Raw genomic sequence first — 21,382 nt, 5'->3', positions numbered from 1 at the left:
AGTTCCATTTGACGAAATCGATTCAGACCGAAGCTACTGGCCGGTGGTTTGACTGGACTTTTTTGATGCGAAGAAAGTCGACGGCGATTGACCGAAGGTTTTCCTGAACATGGCGGAAAAGGCCGACTGGCTGGCATACCCCAGTTCGGCCGCCACCAGCGATAGCGGCATGCCGCGCGATCATCGGTGCAGCGTGTGCCAGCCTGATCTGCTGCCGCCACTGGCCGAAAGTCATACTCAGATCCCGTTCGAACAAGCGCGCCAGGGTTCTTTCCGAGGCGCCGACCTGGCCGGCCCAGCCGGCCAGCGTCATGCTCGAATCAGGCGTTTGAATCAAGGCTTGGCAGATTGCATGCAGGCGTTTTTCGGTTGGCAAGGAAATGCGTATGCCCGGAGTCTTTGCTTCGACCAGTTCGTTCAGTATCAATTGACTGAGTAGCGACTCTCGCCGGCTGCCGTCCTCGGTTTGCGACAGAGCGGCAATCAGTTCGCGCAGCAAGGTCGAGACTTCCAGCACGATGCAATCCTGTCCGTCGAACGGTGTCGCAGCGGTGTGGATGTACAAGGCGCGCAACTGCGATTTCTCCATGGTCGCGATTTCATGCTCGACCAGCGGCGGAATCCAGATGGCCCTTAACGGTGGCACGATCCAGGTACTGTTGCCGACACTGATGCGCAACACACCTTCCGGCGCATAGGTGACCTGGCCCCAGGGATGTGAATGCGCGCTCAGCAGCTCGGCTGCAGCAAGATTGCGTGCGCGCAGGCGTACCGGATGCTGTGCGTCCGGCACCACGTCAAGCAAGCCGATCTTGGTATGGGTAAGAATTTGTGCAGGCATGAAGATGGAATGGCAGAAATACGACAAATTATGTCTTTCTATCTTAAAACAGTCTCCGATTTTTTGCTTACACTGCTGTTTTGCTAATGATAAAAATTTGTTCCGACCGCTAACGGAGCAGGTTTCCCATTTCACTTTCGCCTTATTCCAACTATTTATTTCACCACCATGCAAACCGCTGCCAAGCAGATTTCCCCCTCGCTGGAGTCGCACGACGCCGAAAAAACCGGTTTTCGCGTATTGGGCGCCATCAGTTTTGCCCACTTCCTGAATGACATGATCCAGTCGCTGATCCTGTCGATTTACCCGCTGCTGAAAGGAAATTTCAATCTCAGTTTTGCGCAGATCGGCCTGATTACCCTGACTTATCAAATCACCGCGTCGATTTTGCAACCGATGGTGGGCTTTTACACTGACAAACATCCCAAGCCGTACTCGCTGGCATTGGGAATGGGCTTTACCCTGGTGGGCTTGCTGATGCTGTCGGTCGCGCCTAACTACGGCATGTTGCTGTTGGCGGCAGCCTTGGTCGGCACCGGCTCGTCCATCTTCCACCCGGAGTCGTCGCGCGTGGCGCGCATGGCTTCCGGCGGCCGCCACGGCCTGGCGCAATCGATTTTTCAAGTGGGCGGCAATGCCGGCAGTTCCATGGGGCCGTTATTGGCGGCATGGATTGTGATTCCGCACGGGCAGAGCAGCATCGCCTGGTTTTCCGCAGCGGCTTTGCTGGCGATCGTGGTGTTGTGGCAGATCGGTAACTGGTACAAGCGCAAGCGCCTGGAGGCGAAAGGCAAGCCATCCAAGGCCAAACAGCATTACGTGGCGCTGCCGCGCAAGAAACTGGTGTTTTCGATCGGCATCTTGCTGATGCTGATTTTCTCGAAGTATTTTTACATGGCCAGCCTGAGCAGCTACTTCACGTTTTACCTGATCGATAAATTCCAGCTGTCGGTACAGTCGGCGCAGTTGCATTTGTTTGTGTTCTTGTTTGCGGTGGCTGCCGGCACCGTGCTGGGCGGCCCGATCGGCGACAAGGTCGGCCGCAAGCTGGTGATCTGGATATCGATCCTCGGCGTTGCACCTTTTACCTTGATGCTGCCGTATGCCAATCTGTTCTGGACCGGTGTGCTGACGGTGGTGATCGGCGTGATCCTGGCGTCCGCATTTTCAGCGATTCTGGTCTTTGCGCAAGAGCTGGTGCCGGGCAAGGTTGGCACCGTGTCAGGCCTGTTTTTCGGTTTTGCATTTGGCATGGGCGGCATCGGCGCCGCGGCCTTGGGTAAGCTAGCCGACATGACGAGTATCAGTTTCGTCTATCAGGTCTGTTCTTTCCTGCCGTTGATTGGCTTGCTGGCGGCGTTCTTGCCGAATCTTGAGGCACATCGGCGAAAGGCTGTGAGCTGATTAAGTAAGCTAAATAAGTAGATCGCAAAAAAAGCGCGCTGTGGTCAGCGCGCTTTTTTATTTCTCGCTTGATCTATTATTTCTTTTGCTTGGCGTTCCACTGCTCCAGCGCTTGCAACGTATTGCTGACATGCTTGTCCGGGTCCATGCTGCTGTATTCGTAGATGATGCTGCCGTTGGGAGCGATCACATACGATACCCGGTCGGCGTAGTTGGTTTTGTAGAGCAGCACCGAATCGTAAGACTTCATGATGCGCTGGTCCTGGTCGGCGGCAACCGGGAATTTGCTGCGGCATTCGCTGACGGAAAATTTGTTGAGGGTATCGATGTTGTCGGCGGAAACGCCAATCACGGAAGCGCCGAGCGCTTTGTATTTATCGAGCGCATCGGCAAACATATGGGCTTCGATGGTGCAACCTTTGGTGAAGGCAGCCGGATAAAAGTAAAGCACTACCGGACCTTTTTTCAGCTCGTCGGCCAGCGAGTAATTAAACACCTTGCCGCCGATAGACGCTTGCGTGGTAAACGGCGGCGCTTGTTCACCGGCCTTGAGTGCGGCAAAGGCCGGTGCTGCAACAGAACTGCAAACCAATACAGCGGCAATCAGTCGTTTCATGAGAATTCCTGGATAAAGATAAGCAGCATCATGCGACGGGATCGCAGAGTTGTCCAATCACTTGTGCGCCCTGCGCAAGCGACGCGCCTTGCACTACCTCCCAAATAACCGCGTTCGCACTCACGGAAATTTATGAAATGAGTTCTAGTTAATGGCCGCCGTGCCAGCCGCCACCGCCCCAGCCGCGGCCACCCCAGCCACGCGAGTAGCTAAAGCCGATACCCACACTCGGCGCGACATAGACCGGTGCAGGGGCATAGTAGCCGCTGTAATAACCGCCGCCATAGTATGGGTCACCGCCGTAGCCGCCGTATGGATAGGCAGGATAGGCAACACAGCCACCCAGCAGCAGGCTTGCACCAAGCAGTGTTACACCAATTAAAATTCGCTTTTTCATGAGGCTCTCCGTCCATGATTCTGGTAGAAATTGGATGTAAGGCTAGCAGATAAGTTCAGCTTGAGAAGGGCCTTATGTATCACGCCGGAATCGGTGATCTGGGGAGTATATTTAAGCAGCCATGGAAACATGGTTGAAATTCATGGATTTTTTCCTATACCCTACCCAGTATCGGCGCGGGGCATAGGATTTGATGTGCTACTTTTACAATCGGTAACCAAATTCACGATGGAATCGATCATCGATCTCGGCGCGGCTAGGAGCATGGTTTTGCGGCCCCTGATGGGCAATCTTGATGCTGCCCAGCAAACTGGACAGGCGGCCGGTGGTGGTCCAGTCCATGCCATTGCTCAGGCCGTACAGCATGCCGGCGCGGAAGGCGTCGCCGCAACCGGTCGGATCGAGTACCTGTTCAGCTTTGACGCAAGGTATGTCAATCTTGCCGCCGGCGGTGAAAATCTCCGCACCCAGTTCGCCGCGGGTGACCACCAGCGCCGAGACCCGCTCGGCGATTTGCGGCAGCGACAAACCGGCACGTGAAGCCAGCATTTCGGCTTCGTAATCATTCATGGCGATATAAGTCGCGAGTTCGATGAACTGCTTCAGTTCGTCGCCGTTGAACATCGGCATGCCCTGGCCCGGATCGAAGATCAGCGGAATGCCTTGCGCCACGCAGTCGGCGGCGTGTTGCAGCATGCCGTCGCGGCCGTCCGGAGCGACAATCGCCAGCTTGACCGGGCCGGCGTCGGCCACCTTGTTCTCGTGCGAGTGGGTCATTGCGCCTGGATGGAAGGCCGTGATCTGGTTATTGTCGGCGTCGGTGGTAATGAAACATTGCGCGGTGTAGATCGACTCGATGGTACGCACGGTTTTGCGCGAAATGCCTTGTCGATCCAGTCTCTCAAGGTAGTCGCCGCCATCGTGGCCGATGGTGGCCATGATTTGCGGATCGCCGCCCAGCAATTTCAGGTTGTAGGCGATATTGCCGGCACAGCCGCCAAAGTCGCGGCGCATGGTCGGCACCAGGAACGAGACGCTGATTTTGTGCAATTGATCCGCCAGCAGCGAATCCGAGAAGCGTCCCGGAAATTGCATGATGACGTCGAAAGCCAATGAACCGCAGATGAGGGAGGTCATAGTAAGTAAGGAGGAGAGCCTGCTGGTTGGCGCGGATAGTCTGCGCAAATAAAGTGATTACGGAATAGAGTTTAAGCGCAACCGGCAAATTTTGCGCCGTTCACTCCTAACCCCTAGTTAGGGATAATACAGATACACCCGATAGCCGGACGCCTTCAACTGCAATAACTCAAAACTCAGTTTCACGGACTGTTCCTGATCGCTGCCAAACCCCTGGGCCGGATTGGCCGATGCATTCAAATAATCGTGCGGTGTGAATGCCCGCCGTACTATCGCTTTGTCATTCGCATCGTTCAGGGTCAGTTCGATGTTGGGCCAGGCTTGCACGGTGTCGCTGCGGTTGCGCAGCAGCAGGTTGAGCGAAAACAGATTGCGGGCCGGGTCTAGCGCCTGCAGCTCATTGGCTTCGATCGAAATACTGTCGATTTTCATCGGCAGGCCAACGCTGCAGCCGATTTTCGCGCAGGCGCCGGTGAGTGCCGGTTTGAGCTGCGGCATGCGCGCTGCCAGCTGGTCGCGGAAAAAATAGGTCGATTGTCCGACCAGCCCGATCAGCAATAGCGCGCCTATGCCCCACATGGCCCAGCGCAGCGTACCGCCGATGCGCTGTTTGCGTCGCGCGCTCAGGACGAAATCAGGTTCCTCCGCAGCGGCCGGCTCCGGCTCAGCAATTTTCTCGCGGCCTTTCTTTCTGGAGCCGTTGTCGCTACTGTCGTTGGTGTTCGGCGATGCGGCGGCATTCTTTTCACCGCGCCACGGCTTACGCTGTAATTCATCGATGATGCGATCCAGTTCATCGTCATCGTCTGCGGCGCCAGATCCGTTTTTTGCGGCCGGCGCATGATCGTCTTGTCCGGCAACGTGCATCAACGTCATGCGCGCCATCTGATTGTCTTCCTCGTCGTCGACATGACGATGCCAGACATTCGGCGCCGGCGGGCTGCTGGCTGTGTCGTCCGAGTCGATGGGGGCAGAGGGCTTGATCAAGCCGAAGGGTGTGTGGTGCACATTGGCAGGCGCCGACTGGCTGGTTTCTTCAGCGATGCGCAAATCTTCTTCGAGACCGTCAATCGCAGCTTCTACCCGGTCTGAAGCCGTGACTTTGGTTTCCGGCGCGCTGAGCGGCTGGTTGTTGCTTGATGCAGATAGCGGGTGATCGCTGGCAGCCACGACCGCGGGCTCGGTTACCGCTGGTGGTTCCGCTGCGACGTATGCCGGAGGCGGCGTTTCGTCTGGAATATGCTGCGGTTCTATTGCGGCAGCCTCATAAGCGACGGCGACAGGGATTTGGGCGGCGACAGCGTCCGGTTCCGGCGTCGGTGCAGACACAGGTGCAGCGACCGGCGTTGCCACATCCGGCCGCACCAGGTGTTCTATGCCGTTGAAGACTTCGCGGCAGCTGCCGCAGCGCACCAGGCCGCCGCGCAGCTTCAGCTGGTCATTGGCGACCCGGAAGGTGGTTTGACAATGCGGACATTGAGTCGCGAGCGCCATGGCGTGCTGCTTACTTCAGGGTTCCGGACAGCGCTACCCAGCCGTCTTGTTCTGCCCAGACAGTCAATGGAAGCCACTGCGCGTAGGCGGCGATCACATCTTCCGCCTGTTCCGCCAGCACGCCGGACAGGGTCAGGCTGCCGCCGGCAGCGATACGGCTGCACAGCATGGGCGCCATCAGCTTGAGCGGGCCGGACAGGATGTTGGCGACCACGATATCGAATACTTCTAGCGTGCTCTGGCTGCTGAAATCTTCCGGCAGATAGTAGGCGACGTCGCAATGATTGCGTTCGCTGTTGTAACGCGCCGCATCGATCGCATGCGGGTCGATATCGACGCCGATGACGGTGCTGCTGCCGAGTTTCTTGGCAACCATGGCAAGGATGCCCGAGCCGCAGCCGTAATCGAGTACCGATTGCGGTTTTTGCAGCGGCACGTTGATTTCCAGCCACTCCATGCAGAGGCGGGTGGTGGGATGGCTGCCGGTACCGAAAGCCAGGCCCGGATCAAGTTCCAGGATCAGGCCGTTGGCATCGGGCGCATCGTGCCAGCTGGGCACTACCCAGATGTTCTTGCCGATATGGATCGGTTCAAATTGGGATTGCGTCAGCCGCACCCAGTCTTGTGCTGCGACCGGCCGCAGAGAGTAGGGCGGGACCGCAACGCCGCAAGCCTTGGCGGCGTTGCTGACGATGGCCGCATGATCAGCATCGACCTCGGCCAGAGCCACCACCCGGCTACGTTGCCAGGCCGCTTCCTTGGGTTCCATGCCGGGTTCGCCGAACAGAGGCTGCTCAGCCGCGGTGCCCAGATCGGCATCTTCTACCGAGACCGATAAGGCGCCAGCATCCATCAACGCATCAGACAGCGTCTCGGCGTCGCTCAGTGCAACTTCAATAACAATTTCGGTCCAGCTCATCAGATGCCTTACTGTACGTTATGGGCAATCACCCGCAGGTGAGTATCCCTTATTTCTTTACCGCTTTATCCGTTTCCTTGGCCACCACCGGCCGTTCCGCCAGTTTGTGTTCCAGATAGTGGATGTTGGTGCCGCCTTCGATAAAACGGGCGTCAATCATCAGCTCACGGTGCAACTGGATGTTGGTTTGTATGCCTTCCACCACCATCTCAGACAGCGCAATCTGCATCCGCTTGATCGCCTGTTCGCGGGTGGAACCATAGGAAATCACCTTGCCCACCATCGAATCATAATGCGGCGGCACGAAATAGCCGGCGTAAGCATGTGAATCGACCCGGATGCCGGGGCCGCCAGGCGCATGCCATGACAGGATCTTGCCTGGCGACGGCGTGAATTTGAACGGGTCTTCGGCATTGATGCGGCATTCGATAGCGTGGCCCGAGAGCTGGATATCGCGCTGGCGGAAACGCAGTTTCTCGCCGGCCGCAATCCGAATCTGTTCCTGCACGATGTCGATGCCGGTGATCATTTCAGTGATCGGATGTTCAACCTGGACCCGGGTATTCATTTCGATGAAATAGAACTCGCCGTTTTCATACAGGAATTCAAAAGTGCCGGCGCCGCGATAATCCATCTTGCGGCAAGCTTCGGCGCAACGATCGCCGATTTTTTCGATGATCTTGCGCGGGATGCCTGGCGCCGGCGCTTCTTCAATCACCTTCTGGTGGCGACGCTGCATCGAGCAATCGCGCTCGCCCAGCCAGACCGCGTTCTTGAACTGGTCGGCCAGGATCTGGATTTCCACGTGACGCGGATTTTCCAGGTACTTCTCCATATACACTTCCGGATTGCCGAATGCGGCCCCGGCTTCGGTCTTGGTCATGGTCACCGCATTGGCCAGCGCCGCCTCGGTATGCACCACGCGCATACCACGTCCGCCACCGCCGCCGGCAGCCTTGATGATGACCGGATAACCGATCTTGCGCGCGATCTTGATGATTTCCTTCGGGTCTTCCGGCAATGCGCCTTCCGAACCAGGCACGCATGGCACCCCGGCGCGGATCATGGCTTGTTTGGCCGATACTTTGTCGCCCATCAAGCGGATATTCGCCGGCCGCGGGCCGATGAAAACAAAGCCTGACTGTTCAACCCGCTCAGCGAAATCGGCATTTTCGGACAAGAAACCGTAGCCTGGGTGAATTGCCTCGGCATCGGTGACTTCCGCAGCGCTGATGATGGCCGGCATGTTGAGGTAGCTCAGGCTGGATGGCGCCGGGCCGATACAGACCGATTCATCCGCCAGTTTCACATACTTGGCGTCACGATCAGCCTCGGAATGGACCATCACGGTTTTGATGCCCATTTCACGGCAGGCGCGTTGGATGCGCAAGGCGATTTCGCCGCGATTGGCGATAAGGATTTTTTCAAACATAGTAATTGGTATATGCGTCGCTAAAAGTTAAGCGTTATCAAGCATTGGGCTGGCAATGCGGGCCTCGCAGCGGACTGCCTGCATTGACAACCGGAACGGCGAGATCCGGGTGAAGCGGATGCCGCCGTACAGACTACTCGGTGTAGATTAATTAACCAATGATAAATAATGGCTGGCCGAATTCGACCGGCTGGCCGTTTTCAACCAGGATCTTTTTCACCACGCCGGAAGCGTCGGCTTCGATTTCATTGAGCAATTTCATCGCTTCGATAATGCACAAGGTGCCGCCTTCTTTGATTTCCGAGCCGACTTCGACAAATGCCGGCGAGCCGGGAGCCGATGAACGATAAAAGGTGCCAACCATAGGCGACTTGACGACGTGACCTTCCGGCTCCGCTGCAATTGCTTCTACCGGCGCCGCGACAGCCGCTGGCGCCGCTACCTGGAACTGGGCCGGCTGCTGCTGTGCTTGCGGTTGCATCATGACAACTTGGCTGTGCTGGGATGCAGACGACTTGACGATACGGACCTTGCTTTCGCCTTCGGTCACTTCCAGCTCTTCGATGTCCGATTCAGCGACCAAGTCGATCAGCGTTTTGAGTTTTCTCAAATCCATATGCAATCCTTCAGAATTATAAATAATGAAAAGCTATTTTCGTTTTTTTGACACGCAACTCAGCGCTGTTGCAAGGGATCTGCAAAAACGCCGTAGTTTACTGCGAGAATATCAACTAGAGTTTCTTAATGGCAAAATCAATTGCTGCGCGATAACCATCCACGCCCAAACCGCAAATGACACCCACCGCGACATCCGATAAATAGGAATGATGCCGAAATGCTTCGCGCTGGTGGATATTCGAGATGTGGACCTCGATAAAACGGATTGCCACTCCGGTCAGTGCGTCGCGCAAGGCGACGCTGGTATGCGTGAGTCCGCCGGGATTGATCACAATGGCGTCGACGCCTTCTGTTTTGGCCGCATGGATGCGGTCTATCAGCGCGCCTTCGTGATTGCTTTGGAAGTGCTCAAGCCGGACGCCAGCGGCAGTTGCCTGGGCCCGAGCTGCTTGTTCGACATCGCTGAGCGAGGTGGAACCGTAGACTTCTGGCTCTCTTGTCCCCAGCAAATTCAGGTTGGGTCCGTTGAGTAGAAGTATATTTTTTGCCATGGAGATGGTGCTCCGTTTGACGACGATGGCCGCATTTTGCCGTCAAATGACGCTGACTGGCAAGGGGAAATTTGTTTCTGTGAAATTTTTATGTGGAAATGTTAAATGTTTTTCCGGTAAGTTTTACGCTTACAGCGATGCCAGGTCTTTTCGTAATTCGTTGAATTTAATGCTGCCCAAGTACATTTTCTTTACCTGGCCGTCGCTGCCGACCAAGACCGTGAAAGGCAAGCCGCCGCTTTGGTTGCCGAACTGCCGCAACAGCGCCGTAGCACCGGTTCCCGCCACATACAGTGGGTAAGAGATTTTGTATTTACCCGCAAATTTTGCGATGTTATCGGCAGAATCGATCCCAATGCCGACGATTTGAATGTTTTTGGCAGCTACCTCGGTTTGCAAGGCATTCAATTCCGGCATTTCTTCCACGCAAGGCGCGCACCAGGTCGCCCAGAAATTGACCAGCAGGGGTTTGCCTTTCCACTGCGCCAAGGAGCTGGTTTTGCCGCTGGCGTCAGGCATATCCTGGGTCAGCAGATTGGCCACCGCCAGACTTTCGGGAGATGCAGGCGCATGGCGCTGCACGCCAAAATAAACGCCGATCACGCAAAATAAGATAGCAATCGGCACAAATATGAATATATTTCTTTTCATTAATTTTCTTCTTTATTGTTCAGGGCGCAATCAGAGCGAGTACCGCATCGAGATCGGCACGTTCAGCCCGTTTGCCGGATGCCGCCCTGATACTAGCGCGCAAATCGTCGGTTTCATATAGTGTCAGATGTATGCCCTCTTTTTTATGCATGAAACTCAAGGTTTCTACCGGTTCGTTATTGCCACCGGTTTTAAGGGGAGGGCTGATTGACAGCTCAAATTGCACGTTTTTATTAAAAAGGAAAATTTCTACGTCTTTGGGGCTGTCGACAAACAAATGTAAATAGATGTCCGAGTGCTCGCCGGCAGTGCCGTTGAGGACCGCGCCGGTAAGATAAGGCTTGAATTGCACCAGTTCGGCCATGATTTCTGCCGCGATCTGGCGTAAAAGCAAGAGTCGGGCCGGCTGCGTGTCGGCAAAGAACAACTCGTTATATATACGTACTTCTTCTTCGATCTGGGCGTTATCGGGGAGGAATTCGCCGCGAATCTTGCCGCCGCCTCGTTTGCTGCCGACGCACAATTCCACCGCTTTACGCTTCGCGGTGCCATAATCGGCGCCGTCCTCGGCAATCATGCGGGCTGCCGCCGCCGCGATTTCCGCGCGCAGCTGTTCTAGTTCAGGTGAAAGATTGGATGCCATGACCGGCATGATAAATCGATTTGCCTGCGCGCGTCCTGCTGCGCCATATATATACGTAATCAAGCCGAATCCGGAACGGCTCAGCGATTTTCTGCATTTCACTTTTTCCATACCCCGCTACCGGGTGCGGCGGCCGCTCAGGTAAAATCACGGTATTCCTCTTTTCAGCATAGTGAAACTCAAGAATGCATATTCATATCCTTGGCATCTGCGGCACCTTTATGGGCGGTTTGGCGGTGTTGGCCAAACAGGCCGGGCATAAAGTCACCGGCTGCGACGCCAATGTGTACCCACCGATGAGCACCCAGCTGGAGGCACAGGGAATCAGCTTGATCCAGGGCTTTGATGTTGAACAAACAGCCTTGCAGCCGGATTTGTACGTGATCGGCAACGTCGTGGTGCGCGGCAACCCGCTGATGGAAGAAATCCTGAATCGCGGCCTGCCTTATATCTCGGGGCCGCAATGGATAGGCGAGCATATCCTGCGTGACAAATGGGTATTGGCGGTGGCCGGCACCCACGGCAAGACCACCACCTCGGCGATGCTGGCCTGGATTCTGGAAGATGCCGGCTACGATCCGGGTTTTCTGATCGGCGGCGTGCCGATGAATTTCGGCATATCGGCACGCCTGTCGGGCAAGGCCGAGGCTAACGCTGCGCCATCGTCGTTCTTTGTGATCGAAGCCGACGAATACGACACGGCATTTTTCGATAAACGCAGTAAATTCGTCCATTACCACGCCAAGACCGCGATTCTGAATAATCTGGAATACGATCATGCCGATATTTTCCCCGACCTGGCGGCAATCGAAACCCAATTCCATCACTTGGTCCGCACCATCCCGGGCGTCGGCCGGCTGATCATTAATGCCCGCGAACCGGCATTGCAACGCGTGCTGGAGCGCGGTTGCTGGAGTGAAAAGGAATTTTTCGGCGGCGATCAGCAAGGCTGGTCGCTGCGCAACCAAGACAATGGCCACTTTGAAGTCAGCTTCAATGGCGAACCGCAGGGCACGGTGCAGTGGGAGTTGAGCGGCGAGCATAACCGCATGAATGCCTTGGCCGCGATTGCCGCCGCACGTCATGTCGGTGTGCCGCCGGCGCAGGCCATCAACGCCCTGTCCAGCTTTGAAAACGTGAAGCGCCGCATGGAATTGCGCGGCACTGTCCGCCAGATTGCGGTGTACGACGATTTTGCCCACCACCCAACCGCCATCGCCACTACGGTTGCCGGTTTGCGTAAGAAAGTGGGCCAGGCGCGCATCCTGGCGGTGCTGGAGCCGCGTTCGAACACCATGAAGCTGGGCGCCATGAAAGAAGCGCTGCCGGGCAGCCTGAGCGAAGCTGACCTGGTGTTTGGCTATGGCGCCAAAGGCAATGGCAAGGATGCGCTGGACTGGAACCTGGCCGCAGCACTGCAGCCGCTCGGCGACAAAGCAAGTACTTACCACGAGCTCGATCAGCTGGTAGCGGCCATCGTCAAGGCGGCCAAGCCGGGCGATCAGGTGCTGGTGATGAGCAACGGCGGCTTTGGCGGTGTCCACCAAAAGATTTTGAGCGCACTGTCCTTACCCTTGTCTGGCTTGCAATGATCCTGTATCTGCACGGCTTTCGCTCTTCGCCGCAATCGTTCAAGGCGCGTCTGCTGGCCGACCGCATGCAGCAGTTGGGCAGGGCTGCCGAATACCAGTGTCCGCAGCTGCCTGCCTCGCCTGCTGCCGCGATCGCCATTGCCAAGGAGTGTATTCAAGCTGGCGATCCTGCCGGGTTGACGCTGATCGGCTCCTCGCTGGGCGGTTATTACGCCACCTGGCTGGCCGAGCAGCTCGGCTGCCGCGCAGTGCTGTTGAACCCGGCGGTCAAGCCGCCGCGCGATCTGGAAAAATATGTCGGCGTCAGCACCCAATATCATTCCGACCAGCCATTTGAATTCAAGCGTGAATACATTGCCGAGTTGCAGACCCTGCAGATCGACCGGATCACCAGGCCGGAGCGCTATTTCCTGATCGCCGCCACCGGCGACGAAGTGCTGGACTGGCAAGAAATGGTCGGCCATTACCCGCAAGCCAGGCAGCAGGTAATACAAGGCAGCGATCACGGCATCAGCGAATTTGCCGAGTATGCCGATGCGGTGCTGGCATTTTGCGGAATTGCAAGCGGCCATGCGTCGACGGCGAGCACCTGATGCCACGTTCCCGTACCTATGCCCAATGGCATGACCATGCCAACGGCGTGCACCCTTCCGATAATTTGCGCGACTGGCTGACCGATCGCGTCTCGCTGACCTACAAGCTGATGGCGCACTGCCAGCAGTTCCGGGTCCAGCGGCTGCGCCAGCAGCGAGCAATGTGCCTGGCCGACGAATGGCAACAGATCGGATTGCCGCGCCGTCTCCAGGTGCAGGAACGCGATGTCTTGCTGCGCTGTGACGGCCGCCCCATGGTATTGGGGCACACCGTGGTGGCGCTGGCTGCCACGGCCACGGAATGGCCGTTCTTCAGTACGCTAGGTGAGCGCTCGCTTGGCAGCACGCTGTTCGGCGACCCGCTGGTGGCGCGCGGACAGCTGCAATTTGCCCGCCTGTATCGCAGCCATCCGCTGGTGCAGCGCATGTGCGCCGCGACCGGCAACGACGATCTCGCTTACCCTCTGTGGGCCAGGCGCTCGACCTTTCAGCGCAAAACCGGCGTGATGCTGGTGACAGAAGTATTTTTTCCCGAGATCGAGCAATTGCGGCGGGCGCGGCCGGATCAAAAGAAGATGGCAGCCGTAACCTCACATGCTCCCGACTTCGATCCCGGTCATTCCCGGCAGCAGTCTTCGGCCTATCAAACACACTCATTCGACGCTGCAGCCCGGCAAACACTGCTGACAGCGGTATCATCAGAAATCCAAACATAAAGCATGCAATGAATCTATTTTTTGAAGAGTCCGGCGACTTTAAAGCAGGAGTTGTACTGTCGCAGCAAGGAGAGGCCTATCAGGTCGAACTGCAGTCGGGCAAACGCAGCAAGGTCAAATCCAAGGACGTGTTGTTGCAATTCACCGCGCCGACGCCGCAACAATTACTGGAAGAAGCGCAACAAATCGCGCAAGGGATCGAGCTCGATTTCCTGTGGGAAGTCGCCGGCCAGGAAGAGTTTGGTTTTGCCGAACTGGGGGCGGAATATTTCGGCCATGCGCCGTTGCCGGCGGAAGCCGCGGGCTTATTGTTAAGCTTGCACACAGCACCGATCTATTTCTATAAAAAGGGCAAGGGCCGCTACAAGGCTGCACCGGAAGCCTCGCTGAAGGCAGCCCAGGCCGGCATCGAAAAGAAAAAGCAGCAAGCCTTGATCCAGGCCGAATACGTGGCCCAGTTGAAGGCCGGACAACTGCCGGAGGTGATGAAGCCGCTGGCGCTGCAACTCTTGTTCAAGCCCGACAAGAACAGCATCGAGTACAAGGCGCTGGAGGCCGCCTGCAATGAATTGCAAACTTCGCCGCAGCGTTTGATGCTGACAGTCGGCGGCATCGCCTCGCCACAGCAGTTGCATCTCTCCAGATTCTTGTTGGAATTTTTCCCGAAAGGTTCCGGCTTCCCCAAGATCGTGATTCCTGCGGTGGCCGATCTGCCGCTGGCGCCGGTGCAGGCATTCTCCATCGACGATGTGACCACTACCGAAATCGACGATGCCTTGTCGGTGCAGACGCTGGCCGACGGCAAGATAAGGGTCGGGATTCATATCGCCGCCCCAGGTTTGGGCATCAAACGCGGCGATGCGCTGGATGCGATAGCGCGCCAGCGCATGTCGACGGTCTATATGCCGGGCGACAAAATCACCATGCTGCCGGATGAACTGGTCGAAGCCTTCACCCTGGCCGAAGGAAAAAATTGTCCGGCGCTGTCGCTCTACGCCACGCTCGATCCCGAGGACTGGAGCGTCATCAGCACCGAGACCAAGGCCGAGCTGGTGCCGATTTCAGCCAACCTGCGCCACAACACTCTCGACGATCTGGTGACCGAAGAAAATCTCGCCAATGACGCCGGCGAGTACCAGCACAAGGCCGACATCGCCGTGTTGTGGAAATGGATACAGGTACTGGAGCAGGGCCGCATGGCCAAGCGCGAGGGCTTCGGCTTGCGGCCGGAACAAAATAACCGCGTCGACTTCAATTTCTATGTAGAAGACGATGTCGTCACCATCGCCCGTCGCAAACGCGGGGCGCCGCTGGACAAGATCGTGGCGGAACTGATGATCTTTGCCAACAGCACCTGGGGCAAGCTGATGGCCGATCACGGCGTGCCCGGCATCTACCGTGCGCAGGGCGGTGGCAGCGGTGGCTGGGCCGCCAAGATGCAGGTGCGCATGGTCACCCACGCGGCGCCGCATCAAGGGCTGGGAGTCGATCAGTACGCCTGGAGCACCTCGCCTCTGCGCCGTTATCCGGATCTGGTCAACCAATGGCAGATCCTGGCCTGCGTCGAAGGTGGCGTCGCTGCGCCGCTGGTAGCCCCATTCAAGCCGCGCGACGCCGATTTGTTTGCGATCGTGTCCGGCTTTGACGCCGCCTATTCCGGCTATGGCGATTTCCAATCGAACATGGAACGCTATTGGTGCTTGCGCTGGCTAGGCCAGGAGCAAGCGCGCCAGGTCGAAGCCGCGGTATTGAAAGATGAAATTCTGCGGCTGGCGGAAATCCCGCTCATCATCAAATTGCCAGGCATGCCGCAACTGGCGCGCGGCACACAAGTCAAGCTGGACATCCTGCGCTGGGACGAGATCGACCTGACGGTTGAAGCGCGTCTGCTGGAAGTGGGCGTAGCGCCGGGTGCCGACGCCCAGCAACTGGAACCGCCGGAAGAGGATGAGGAAGTCGTCGAGGAGCTGGACGCCGCGATGGACATGCCGCACGAGACGGTTGAAGTGCCGCTGGAGGAGCAGGAGGCCGGCGCGGTCATCGAGCCCGATAGCATCATTCAGGAGATCAAGCCACTAACGGATTGAACTCTCAAGACAAGCAGAGAAAGCGGCGGTAAATTTCCCGTAGGCATCTCGCTTTGTCGTAGAATCCCTTTCTTTTATAGCGACTTTTAGCCCACGCGTGAAATCCTTTTTCCAAAATCGCATTCTGGTCGGCGCCATTGCAGCGTCGGTATTGGCACACGCGGCGTTGCTGGCGGTACGTTTTGCGGCGCCGGAAGCCTTCAAGCTGAAGCCTACCGATCCGGCGCTGGAAGTGATTCTGGTGAACGCCAAACACAATGCCAAACCGGTCAAGGCGGAGGCGCTGGCGCAAGCCAATCTGGATGGCGGCGGCAATGCCGACGCCGGCCGCGCCAAATCGCCGCTGCCTGATATGCGCAAGTCGGAAGACGGCGATAACCTCCAGGCCACCAAGCGGCGCATCGACCAGCTGGAACAGCAGCAGCAACAGATGCTGGCGCAAATGAGCAAGGAAACGCCGCTGAAGATGCCGGCCATGGATGTGCAGGACAAGAGCAGCGACAATACGCCCCAGCCTAGCGGCAAGGATCTGGTGGAGAGCGCCAAGGCGATCGCCCGCAAGGAAGCGGAAATCGCCAAGAATATCGACGATTACAACAAGCGGCCGAAAAAGACGCAGATCACGCCGAGTACCCGCGCAGTCGGCTACGCCGCCTATTACAAATCGTTCCAGGACAAGGTCGAAAAACTGGGCACCTTGAATTTCCCGAAAAAGAGCGGCAGGAATTTGTACGGACGGCTGGTGGTGTACATTCCGATTTACCAGGACGGCTCGCTTTACACCAAAGAGGGTGGCCCGAGAATCGAGCGCGGCTCAGGCAATCCCGATCTGGATCGCGCCACCTTGAAAATTATCGAGCGCTCGGCGCCGTTCGGGCGCTTCCCGGAGAATATGCGCAGCAGCGGCAAAGACGATGTGTGGGAAGTGATTTCGACCTTCGAATTTACCCGCGAAGGGCTGCTCGAAGCGCAACTGATGGGAGGAAGCAACCAATGACCGCAGTGATGACTACGGCGCCATTCGCTGAGTATGTGGTGATCGGCAATCCGATTGCGCACAGCAAGTCGCCCGACATCCATGCGCGCTTTGCTGCCGAGACCGCACAAGACATGCGCTATGCGCGTTTGCTGGCGCCGCTCGACGCTTTTGCGGCGACGGTGCAGGAGTTCGTCGCGCAAGGCGGCCGGGGCGCCAACGTTACCGTGCCGTTCAAGCTGGAAGCCTATGCGCTGGCCGGCACGCTAACCGCCAGAGCCAAGGCCGCAGGTGCGGTGAATACTTTGAAATTCGATGGCAATCAAATACTGGGCGATAACACCGATGGCGTTGGCTTGGTATGCGATATCGTGCGCAATGCCGGTTTTGATCTGGCGCAGAAGAAAATCCTGCTGCTGGGCGCTGGCGGCGCCGCGCGTGGGGTTTTGCTGCCATTGCTGGAAGCGCGGCCGGCCCAATTGACGATCGCCAATCGCACCGTGGCCAAGGCGCAGGAACTGGTGGAACAGTTTCAGCCTTATGGCGGCGCGCATTGCCAGCTCAACGCTTGCGGTTTTGCCGAAGCGCAGCAGCAGTACGACCTTGTGATCAATGCCACCTCCGCCAGTTTGCAGGCGCAGCTGCCGCCGCTGGCAGCCAGCGTATTCGGCCCGGCGACGCTGGCCTACGACATGATGTATGGCCGCCAGCCGACCGTATTCATGCAGTTTGCAGCAGCCAATGGCGCCCAGGTGCGCGACGGTTTGGGCATGCTGGTGGAGCAGGCGGCGGAATCGTTTTTTGTCTGGCGCGGTGTACGGCCGCATACTGATGCGGTATTTGCCGCCTTGCGCGCGCAGCTCTAAGTCTTGCTTAAGTTAATTATTTGTAGGAAATCGGAATGAAGTCAGTCGGCAAGCTTTTGTTGCGCTTATGTATGCTGCTGATCGCCTTGGTGCTGCTGCTGCAAGTTTATTTTTTCGTGCAGATCTGGTGGTGGGTCGATCACAATCCCGGCTCCACCAGCTTCATGCGACATCGCTTGTCGGAGTTGCAGGAAACCGTGCCGGACGCGCAGTTGCAATTCAAATGGGTGCCGTATGCACGCATCTCAACCAATCTGAAGCGCGCCATCATCGCCTCTGAAGACGCCAACTTCTCCGAGCATGACGGGGTCGATTGGGACGCCCTGCAACAAGCTTACGAAAAAAATACCAAGAAGGGCAAGGTGGTGCGCGGCGGCTCCACCATCACCCAGCAACTGGCGAAAAATCTATTCCTGTCCGGCGAGCGCAGTTATCTGCGCAAGGGACAGGAATTGATCATTACCTACATGCTTGAGTTCTGGATGGACAAGGAACGCATCTTCGAAATTTACCTGAACGTGGTGGAGTGGGGCAACGGCGTGTTCGGCGCCGAGGCGGCGGCTCAGCATTACTTTAGAACCTCTGCCAGCAACCTTGGCGCCAGCCAGGCCGCACGGCTCGCAGTGATGCTGCCGAAGCCGCGTTTTTACGACAAGAATCGCGGCTCGGCTTATCTGTCGCAACGCACCGGCCTGATTTTACGACGCATGGGATCGGCTGAATTGCCTTAGGGCCTGTCGGAAGTTGTTTAAATTGCAGCGAGTGTCCATTGTCGGGCGAAGACGAGGTCAAGGATATCGAGGCCTCAGCCCGTTATTACGAAGCGGAAAACGGCGACCTGCATCTGCGCACCGACTTCTTATTCGAAGAAGACGACGGCCCTTCGTCGACCGTCACCGTGGCGTTTATCCTGGCGCGCGATATCCTGTTCTCGGTGCATGGAGAAGACTTGCCGGTGTTCCGCCTGGTGCGCATGCGAGCGCGCTCGCGGCCGGGATCGATCGGCGATTACAAGGACGTGCTGCTGGACCTGTATCAGACCGATGCCGAGTATTCCGCTGACGCCCTGGAGGGCGTGTACCAGAAGCTGGACGAGGTCAGCCAGCGCGTGCTGCAAAAGAAACTCACCGACCTGGCCGCGGCCGAAGCCTTGAACGCCATGGCGCGTGAAGAGGATTTGAACGGCCGGATCCGGCGCAACATGATGGATACCCGCCGCGCGGTGAGTTTTTTGATGCGCGGCCGTTTATTGAGCGTGGATCAGTTTGAAGATGCGCGGCAGATTCTGCGCGATATCGAATCGCTGGACGGCCACACCGCTTTCCTGTTCGACAAGATCAACTTCCTGATGGATGCGACAGTCGGTTTCATCAACATCAATCAAAACAAGATCATCAAGATTTTCTCGGTCGCTTCGGTAGCGTTTTTGCCGCCGACGCTGATTGCCAGTATCTATGGCATGAATTTTCACTTCATGCCGGAATTCGACTGGGCGCTCGGCTATCCGTTTGCGCTGGCCTTGATGGTCTGCTCGGCGATCACGCCGTTCTGGTATTTCCGCAGACGCGGCTGGTTGAATTAAGCGGCAGGGCAGGGCGGATTGCGGCCCACCCTGCATTGCATCACAGGCTTAAACCAATTGGGCAAATGCGCCGCGCGCTGCCTCGATGGTGGCCTCAATCACTGCATCGTCATGCTGCGCTGAAACAAAGCCAGCCTCGAACGCCGACGGCGCCAGATACACGCCGGCGTCCAGCATCGCATGGAAGAATTTGTTGAACAGATCCTTGTTGGACGCCATCACCGTCGCGTAGCTGTCAGGCACGGCTGCCGCAAAATACAAACCGAACATGCCGCCGATCGCATCGCCGCTGAAAGTGACGCCGGCTTCCTTGGCGACCTGGTTCAGGCCGTCGACCAGCTTGCTGGTTTGCGCTGTCAGATTGGCGTAGAAACCAGGTTCCTGGATCAGCTTGAGCGTGCTCATGCCAGCCGCTACCGCTACCGGATTGCCGGATAGCGTGCCGGCTTGATACACCGAACCCAGCGGCGCCATATGGCCCATCAAATCGGCACGGCCGCCGAACGCCGCTACCGGCAAGCCGCCGCCAATCACCTTGCCCAGCGCGGTGATGTCCGGCTTGATGTTGTACAGCGCTTGCGCGCCGCCCAGCGCCACGCGGAAGCCGCACATGACTTCATCGAAAATCAGCACCGCGCCGTATTGCGTGCACAGACGGCGCATGGTGTGCAGGAATTCCGGCGTCGCCCGCACCAGGTTCATATTGCCGGCAACCGGCTCGACGATCACGCAAGCGATCTGGTCGCCCATGTCCTTGAAGGCGTCTTCCAGTTGCTGGGTATTGTTGTAGTCGAGCACCAGCGTGTGCTTGGCGAAATCTTCCGGCACCCCGGCCGAGGTCGGGTTGCCGAAGGTCAGCAAGCCGCTGCCGGCCTTGACCAATAGCGAATCGGCGTGACCGTGGTAGCAGCCTTCGAACTTGACGATCTTGTCGCGGCCGGTGGCGCCGCGCGCCAGGCGCAGTGCACTCATGGTGGCTTCGGTGCCGCTGGAGACCAGCCGCACTTGTTCGATCGACGGCACCAGCTTGCAGATTTCTTCGGCGATTTCGATTTCGCCTTGGGTCGGTGCGCCAAAACTCAGGCCGCGGGCGGCAGCATCTTGCACCGCCTTGATCACGATGGGGTGAGCGTGGCCGACAATCGCAGGGCCCCATGAACCGATGTAATCGATGTAGCGGCGGTCGTCGGCATCCCAGAAATACGGGCCTTCGGCGCGGGTGATAAAGCGTGGCGTGCCGCCTACCGAACGGAAGGCGCGCACCGGCGAATTGACGCCGCCGGGTGTGGTCAGTTGGGCGCGGGCAAACAAGATATCGTTATTGGAAGTCATGTGCTTAGTTATCTTTTTAATTATCTTATCAATTAGCTTGTCGAAAATAAGTATGAGCCTGCGCACTGCGCGCAAGCAGAAAATCAGGGGGCGTTGCCGGCATCCCCGGCATCCTCTTCATGCCGCTGCAGGCCTTCTTCGCGGGCCCAGAAATAACGGTCCGGGATCAGCTTGCCCATGCCCAGCCGTTGCGCCGCAGAGACCGCCGCCAGGGTGAATTCCTGCGCTTCGGAAACCGCTTCCGGCACGTCCAGGCCATTTGCCAGCATCGCCGCGATCGCCGCCGACATGGTGGTGCCGGCGCCGCTGAACGAGCCGGAAACGCGCTGCCAGCTGTCTTGCCGGACCACGCCCGACTCATTGAACAAGGTGTTGCCGATTTCGGCGGCCGGAGTCGGCGTGCCGGTCACGAACAGGTATTCGCAGCCGAGTTCGATGATACGCATGGCGTCGATGCTCATCATGTCGTCGGACGAGGGTTCGCGCCAGGTTTCCGCCAAACGCGACAACTCGACCGCCGATACCAGCATCACCGTGGTTTGCGGAATCAGCAGTTCACGGATGGCGGTCAGCAGGTCTTCGCTATCTTGTCCTTGATCCGGCATGGCGGATAAAAAAGGGTCTAGAATCAGCGGAATTTCCGGGTAATCCGAGACGATCTCGGCGATCACCGATACGCTTTCGATGCTGCCGACCGAGCCCACCTTGAAGGCGGCTACCGGCATGTCTTCCAACAGCACGCGGGCCTGGTCGGCGACCCAGTCAGCGTCGATCTGCTGGGTATCTTCGATACGCGCGGTGTCGCCGATCAGGATCGACGTGATGACGGACAAGCCATGGCAGCCCATGGCGGAAAAGGTAGCCAGATCGGCTTGAATGCCGGCGGCGCCGACAGGGTCGGCAACGCCGAATGTCAATATAAGAGGAGAAGTTTG

21 protein-coding genes and 1 pseudogene are annotated in these 21,382 nt (G+C 57.6%); 9 read left to right on the top strand and 13 right to left on the bottom strand.

The annotated features are described in order from the left end of the window. Nucleotides 1-22 precede the first annotated feature (22 nt). A complete protein-coding gene (locus tag KHU33_RS26950; protein WP_456236946.1) occupies nt 23-841 on the bottom strand; it encodes a helix-turn-helix domain-containing protein in 819 nt (272 codons plus the stop codon). Nucleotides 842-1,009: 168 nt separating this feature from the next. Here KHU33_RS26950 and KHU33_RS01565 point away from each other — a divergent pair, with 168 nt between their 5' ends. Then, nucleotides 1,010-2,245, top strand: coding sequence for an MFS transporter (locus KHU33_RS01565; RefSeq protein WP_211460752.1), 1,236 nt, complete (start codon nt 1,010-1,012; stop codon nt 2,243-2,245). 76 nt (nt 2,246-2,321) lie between these two features. Here the strand turns inward: KHU33_RS01565 and KHU33_RS01560 are convergent, their stop codons facing one another. The 10 genes from KHU33_RS01560 to KHU33_RS01515 all read right to left on the bottom strand — a co-directional run bounded on the left by KHU33_RS01560 (nt 2,322) and on the right by KHU33_RS01515 (nt 10,712). After that, nucleotides 2,322-2,861 (bottom strand): peroxiredoxin, encoded by a 540-nt coding sequence (locus KHU33_RS01560; protein WP_211460751.1) that lies wholly within the window; start codon nt 2,859-2,861, stop codon nt 2,322-2,324. A gap of 148 nt (nt 2,862-3,009) precedes the next feature. Next, entirely contained in the window at nt 3,010-3,258 is a 249-nt protein-coding gene (locus KHU33_RS01555) for a hypothetical protein (RefSeq protein ID WP_211460750.1), read from the bottom strand. Nucleotides 3,259-3,462: 204 nt separating this feature from the next. After that, on the bottom strand, nt 3,463-4,395 hold the full coding sequence (locus tag KHU33_RS01550; protein WP_211460749.1) for a carbohydrate kinase family protein: 933 nt from the start codon (nt 4,393-4,395) through the stop codon (nt 3,463-3,465). Nucleotides 4,396-4,512: 117 nt separating this feature from the next. Then, complete coding sequence (locus KHU33_RS01545; protein ID WP_211460748.1) at nt 4,513-5,889, bottom strand: DUF3426 domain-containing protein; 1,377 nt, start codon at nt 5,887-5,889, stop codon at nt 4,513-4,515. A gap of 10 nt (nt 5,890-5,899) precedes the next feature. Continuing rightward, nucleotides 5,900-6,808 (bottom strand): 50S ribosomal protein L11 methyltransferase, encoded by a 909-nt coding sequence (gene prmA / locus KHU33_RS01540; protein ID WP_211460747.1) that lies wholly within the window; start codon nt 6,806-6,808, stop codon nt 5,900-5,902. 49 nt (nt 6,809-6,857) lie between these two features. Then, nucleotides 6,858-8,240: an acetyl-CoA carboxylase biotin carboxylase subunit gene (accC, locus tag KHU33_RS01535; protein ID WP_211460746.1), complete on the bottom strand. Its 1,383-nt coding sequence runs from the start codon at nt 8,238-8,240 to the stop codon at nt 6,858-6,860. A 151-nt stretch (nt 8,241-8,391) separates the two neighbouring features. Beyond that, nucleotides 8,392-8,856, bottom strand: a complete 465-nt coding sequence (accB, locus tag KHU33_RS01530) for an acetyl-CoA carboxylase biotin carboxyl carrier protein (protein ID WP_211460745.1) — start codon at nt 8,854-8,856, stop codon at nt 8,392-8,394. Between the two features lie 115 nt (nt 8,857-8,971). Continuing rightward, a complete protein-coding gene (gene aroQ / locus KHU33_RS01525) occupies nt 8,972-9,409 on the bottom strand; it encodes a type II 3-dehydroquinate dehydratase (protein ID WP_211460744.1) in 438 nt (145 codons plus the stop codon). A 129-nt stretch (nt 9,410-9,538) separates the two neighbouring features. After that, nucleotides 9,539-10,060, bottom strand: coding sequence for a TlpA family protein disulfide reductase (locus KHU33_RS01520; protein WP_211460743.1), 522 nt, complete (start codon nt 10,058-10,060; stop codon nt 9,539-9,541). A gap of 19 nt (nt 10,061-10,079) precedes the next feature. Then, the gene (locus tag KHU33_RS01515) at nt 10,080-10,712 is read right to left on the bottom strand and encodes a hypothetical protein (protein ID WP_211460742.1); all 633 of its coding nucleotides are present in this window, start codon (nt 10,710-10,712) and stop codon (nt 10,080-10,082) included. 176 nt (nt 10,713-10,888) lie between these two features. Here KHU33_RS01515 and mpl point away from each other — a divergent pair, with 176 nt between their 5' ends. The 8 genes and pseudogenes from mpl to corA form a co-directional block, all read left to right on the top strand. Next, nucleotides 10,889-12,295, top strand: coding sequence for a UDP-N-acetylmuramate:L-alanyl-gamma-D-glutamyl-meso-diaminopimelate ligase (gene mpl / locus KHU33_RS01510; protein WP_211460741.1), 1,407 nt, complete (start codon nt 10,889-10,891; stop codon nt 12,293-12,295). Further along, the gene (locus tag KHU33_RS01505; protein ID WP_211460740.1) at nt 12,292-12,888 is read left to right on the top strand and encodes a YqiA/YcfP family alpha/beta fold hydrolase; all 597 of its coding nucleotides are present in this window, start codon (nt 12,292-12,294) and stop codon (nt 12,886-12,888) included. The genes mpl and KHU33_RS01505 overlap by 4 nt, the downstream gene beginning before the upstream one ends. Beyond that, nucleotides 12,888-13,604: a chorismate--pyruvate lyase family protein gene (locus KHU33_RS01500; protein ID WP_211460739.1), complete on the top strand. Its 717-nt coding sequence runs from the start codon at nt 12,888-12,890 to the stop codon at nt 13,602-13,604. Before KHU33_RS01505 ends, KHU33_RS01500 begins: the two co-directional genes overlap by 1 nt. Before the next feature lie 8 nt (nt 13,605-13,612). Continuing rightward, complete coding sequence (locus KHU33_RS01495; protein WP_211460738.1) at nt 13,613-15,691, top strand: ribonuclease catalytic domain-containing protein; 2,079 nt, start codon at nt 13,613-13,615, stop codon at nt 15,689-15,691. Nucleotides 15,692-15,788: 97 nt separating this feature from the next. Next, nucleotides 15,789-16,688 carry a TonB C-terminal domain-containing protein gene (locus tag KHU33_RS01490; protein ID WP_211460737.1) on the top strand — a complete coding sequence of 300 codons (900 nt, stop codon included), beginning with the start codon at nt 15,789-15,791 and terminating at the stop codon, nt 16,686-16,688. Further along, nucleotides 16,685-17,533, top strand: a complete 849-nt coding sequence (gene aroE / locus KHU33_RS01485) for a shikimate dehydrogenase (RefSeq protein ID WP_211460736.1) — start codon at nt 16,685-16,687, stop codon at nt 17,531-17,533. The genes KHU33_RS01490 and aroE overlap by 4 nt, the downstream gene beginning before the upstream one ends. A gap of 35 nt (nt 17,534-17,568) precedes the next feature. Next, entirely contained in the window at nt 17,569-18,264 is a 696-nt protein-coding gene (mtgA, locus tag KHU33_RS01480) for a monofunctional biosynthetic peptidoglycan transglycosylase (protein WP_211460735.1), read from the top strand. Between the two features lie 38 nt (nt 18,265-18,302). Continuing rightward, nucleotides 18,303-19,115: pseudogene (gene corA / locus KHU33_RS01475) on the top strand (magnesium/cobalt transporter CorA); the annotation flags it as partial. Nucleotides 19,116-19,163: 48 nt separating this feature from the next. Here corA and hemL read toward each other — a convergent pair. Continuing rightward, nucleotides 19,164-20,447, bottom strand: a complete 1,284-nt coding sequence (gene hemL / locus KHU33_RS01470; protein WP_211460734.1) for a glutamate-1-semialdehyde 2,1-aminomutase — start codon at nt 20,445-20,447, stop codon at nt 19,164-19,166. An 83-nt stretch (nt 20,448-20,530) separates the two neighbouring features. After that, nucleotides 20,531-21,382, bottom strand: an 852-nt coding sequence (thiD, locus tag KHU33_RS01465) for a bifunctional hydroxymethylpyrimidine kinase/phosphomethylpyrimidine kinase (protein ID WP_211460733.1), incomplete at its 5' end; no start/stop codon positions are given.

The organism is Collimonas silvisoli (genome assembly GCF_018305005.1).
GTDB classification, from domain to species: domain Bacteria; phylum Pseudomonadota; class Gammaproteobacteria; order Burkholderiales; family Burkholderiaceae_D; genus Collimonas; species Collimonas silvisoli.
Note: the sequence above shows the minus strand (reverse complement) of the source record. Positions and strands in the feature narration are given on the sequence as shown.

Bases quoted from the DNA above. Each gene is read 5' to 3' on its own strand.
- KHU33_RS01505 (WP_211460740.1), top strand. From the start codon at position 12,292: ATGATCCTGTATCTGCACGGCTTTCGCTCTTCGCCGCAATCGTTCAAG.
- KHU33_RS01545 (WP_211460748.1), bottom strand. From the start codon at position 5,889: ATGGCGCTCGCGACTCAATGTCCGCATTGTCAAACCACCTTCCGGGTC.
- KHU33_RS01550 (WP_211460749.1), bottom strand. From the start codon at position 4,395: ATGACCTCCCTCATCTGCGGTTCATTGGCTTTCGACGTCATCATGCAA.
- KHU33_RS01560 (WP_211460751.1), bottom strand. From the start codon at position 2,861: ATGAAACGACTGATTGCCGCTGTATTGGTTTGCAGTTCTGTTGCAGCA.
- KHU33_RS01565 (WP_211460752.1), top strand. From the start codon at position 1,010: ATGCAAACCGCTGCCAAGCAGATTTCCCCCTCGCTGGAGTCGCACGAC.
- KHU33_RS26950 (WP_456236946.1), bottom strand. From the start codon at position 841: ATGCCTGCACAAATTCTTACCCATACCAAGATCGGCTTGCTTGACGTG.
- mtgA (WP_211460735.1), top strand. From the start codon at position 17,569: ATGAAGTCAGTCGGCAAGCTTTTGTTGCGCTTATGTATGCTGCTGATC.
- accB (WP_211460745.1), bottom strand. From the start codon at position 8,856: ATGGATTTGAGAAAACTCAAAACGCTGATCGACTTGGTCGCTGAATCG.
- KHU33_RS01500 (WP_211460739.1), top strand. From the start codon at position 12,888: ATGCCACGTTCCCGTACCTATGCCCAATGGCATGACCATGCCAACGGC.
- mpl (WP_211460741.1), top strand. From the start codon at position 10,889: ATGCATATTCATATCCTTGGCATCTGCGGCACCTTTATGGGCGGTTTG.
- prmA (WP_211460747.1), bottom strand. From the start codon at position 6,808: ATGAGCTGGACCGAAATTGTTATTGAAGTTGCACTGAGCGACGCCGAG.
- KHU33_RS01555 (WP_211460750.1), bottom strand. From the start codon at position 3,258: ATGAAAAAGCGAATTTTAATTGGTGTAACACTGCTTGGTGCAAGCCTG.
- aroE (WP_211460736.1), top strand. From the start codon at position 16,685: ATGACCGCAGTGATGACTACGGCGCCATTCGCTGAGTATGTGGTGATC.
- KHU33_RS01495 (WP_211460738.1), top strand. From the start codon at position 13,613: ATGAATCTATTTTTTGAAGAGTCCGGCGACTTTAAAGCAGGAGTTGTA.
- KHU33_RS01520 (WP_211460743.1), bottom strand. From the start codon at position 10,060: ATGAAAAGAAATATATTCATATTTGTGCCGATTGCTATCTTATTTTGC.
- aroQ (WP_211460744.1), bottom strand. From the start codon at position 9,409: ATGGCAAAAAATATACTTCTACTCAACGGACCCAACCTGAATTTGCTG.
- hemL (WP_211460734.1), bottom strand. From the start codon at position 20,447: ATGACTTCCAATAACGATATCTTGTTTGCCCGCGCCCAACTGACCACA.
- KHU33_RS01515 (WP_211460742.1), bottom strand. From the start codon at position 10,712: ATGCCGGTCATGGCATCCAATCTTTCACCTGAACTAGAACAGCTGCGC.
- accC (WP_211460746.1), bottom strand. From the start codon at position 8,240: ATGTTTGAAAAAATCCTTATCGCCAATCGCGGCGAAATCGCCTTGCGC.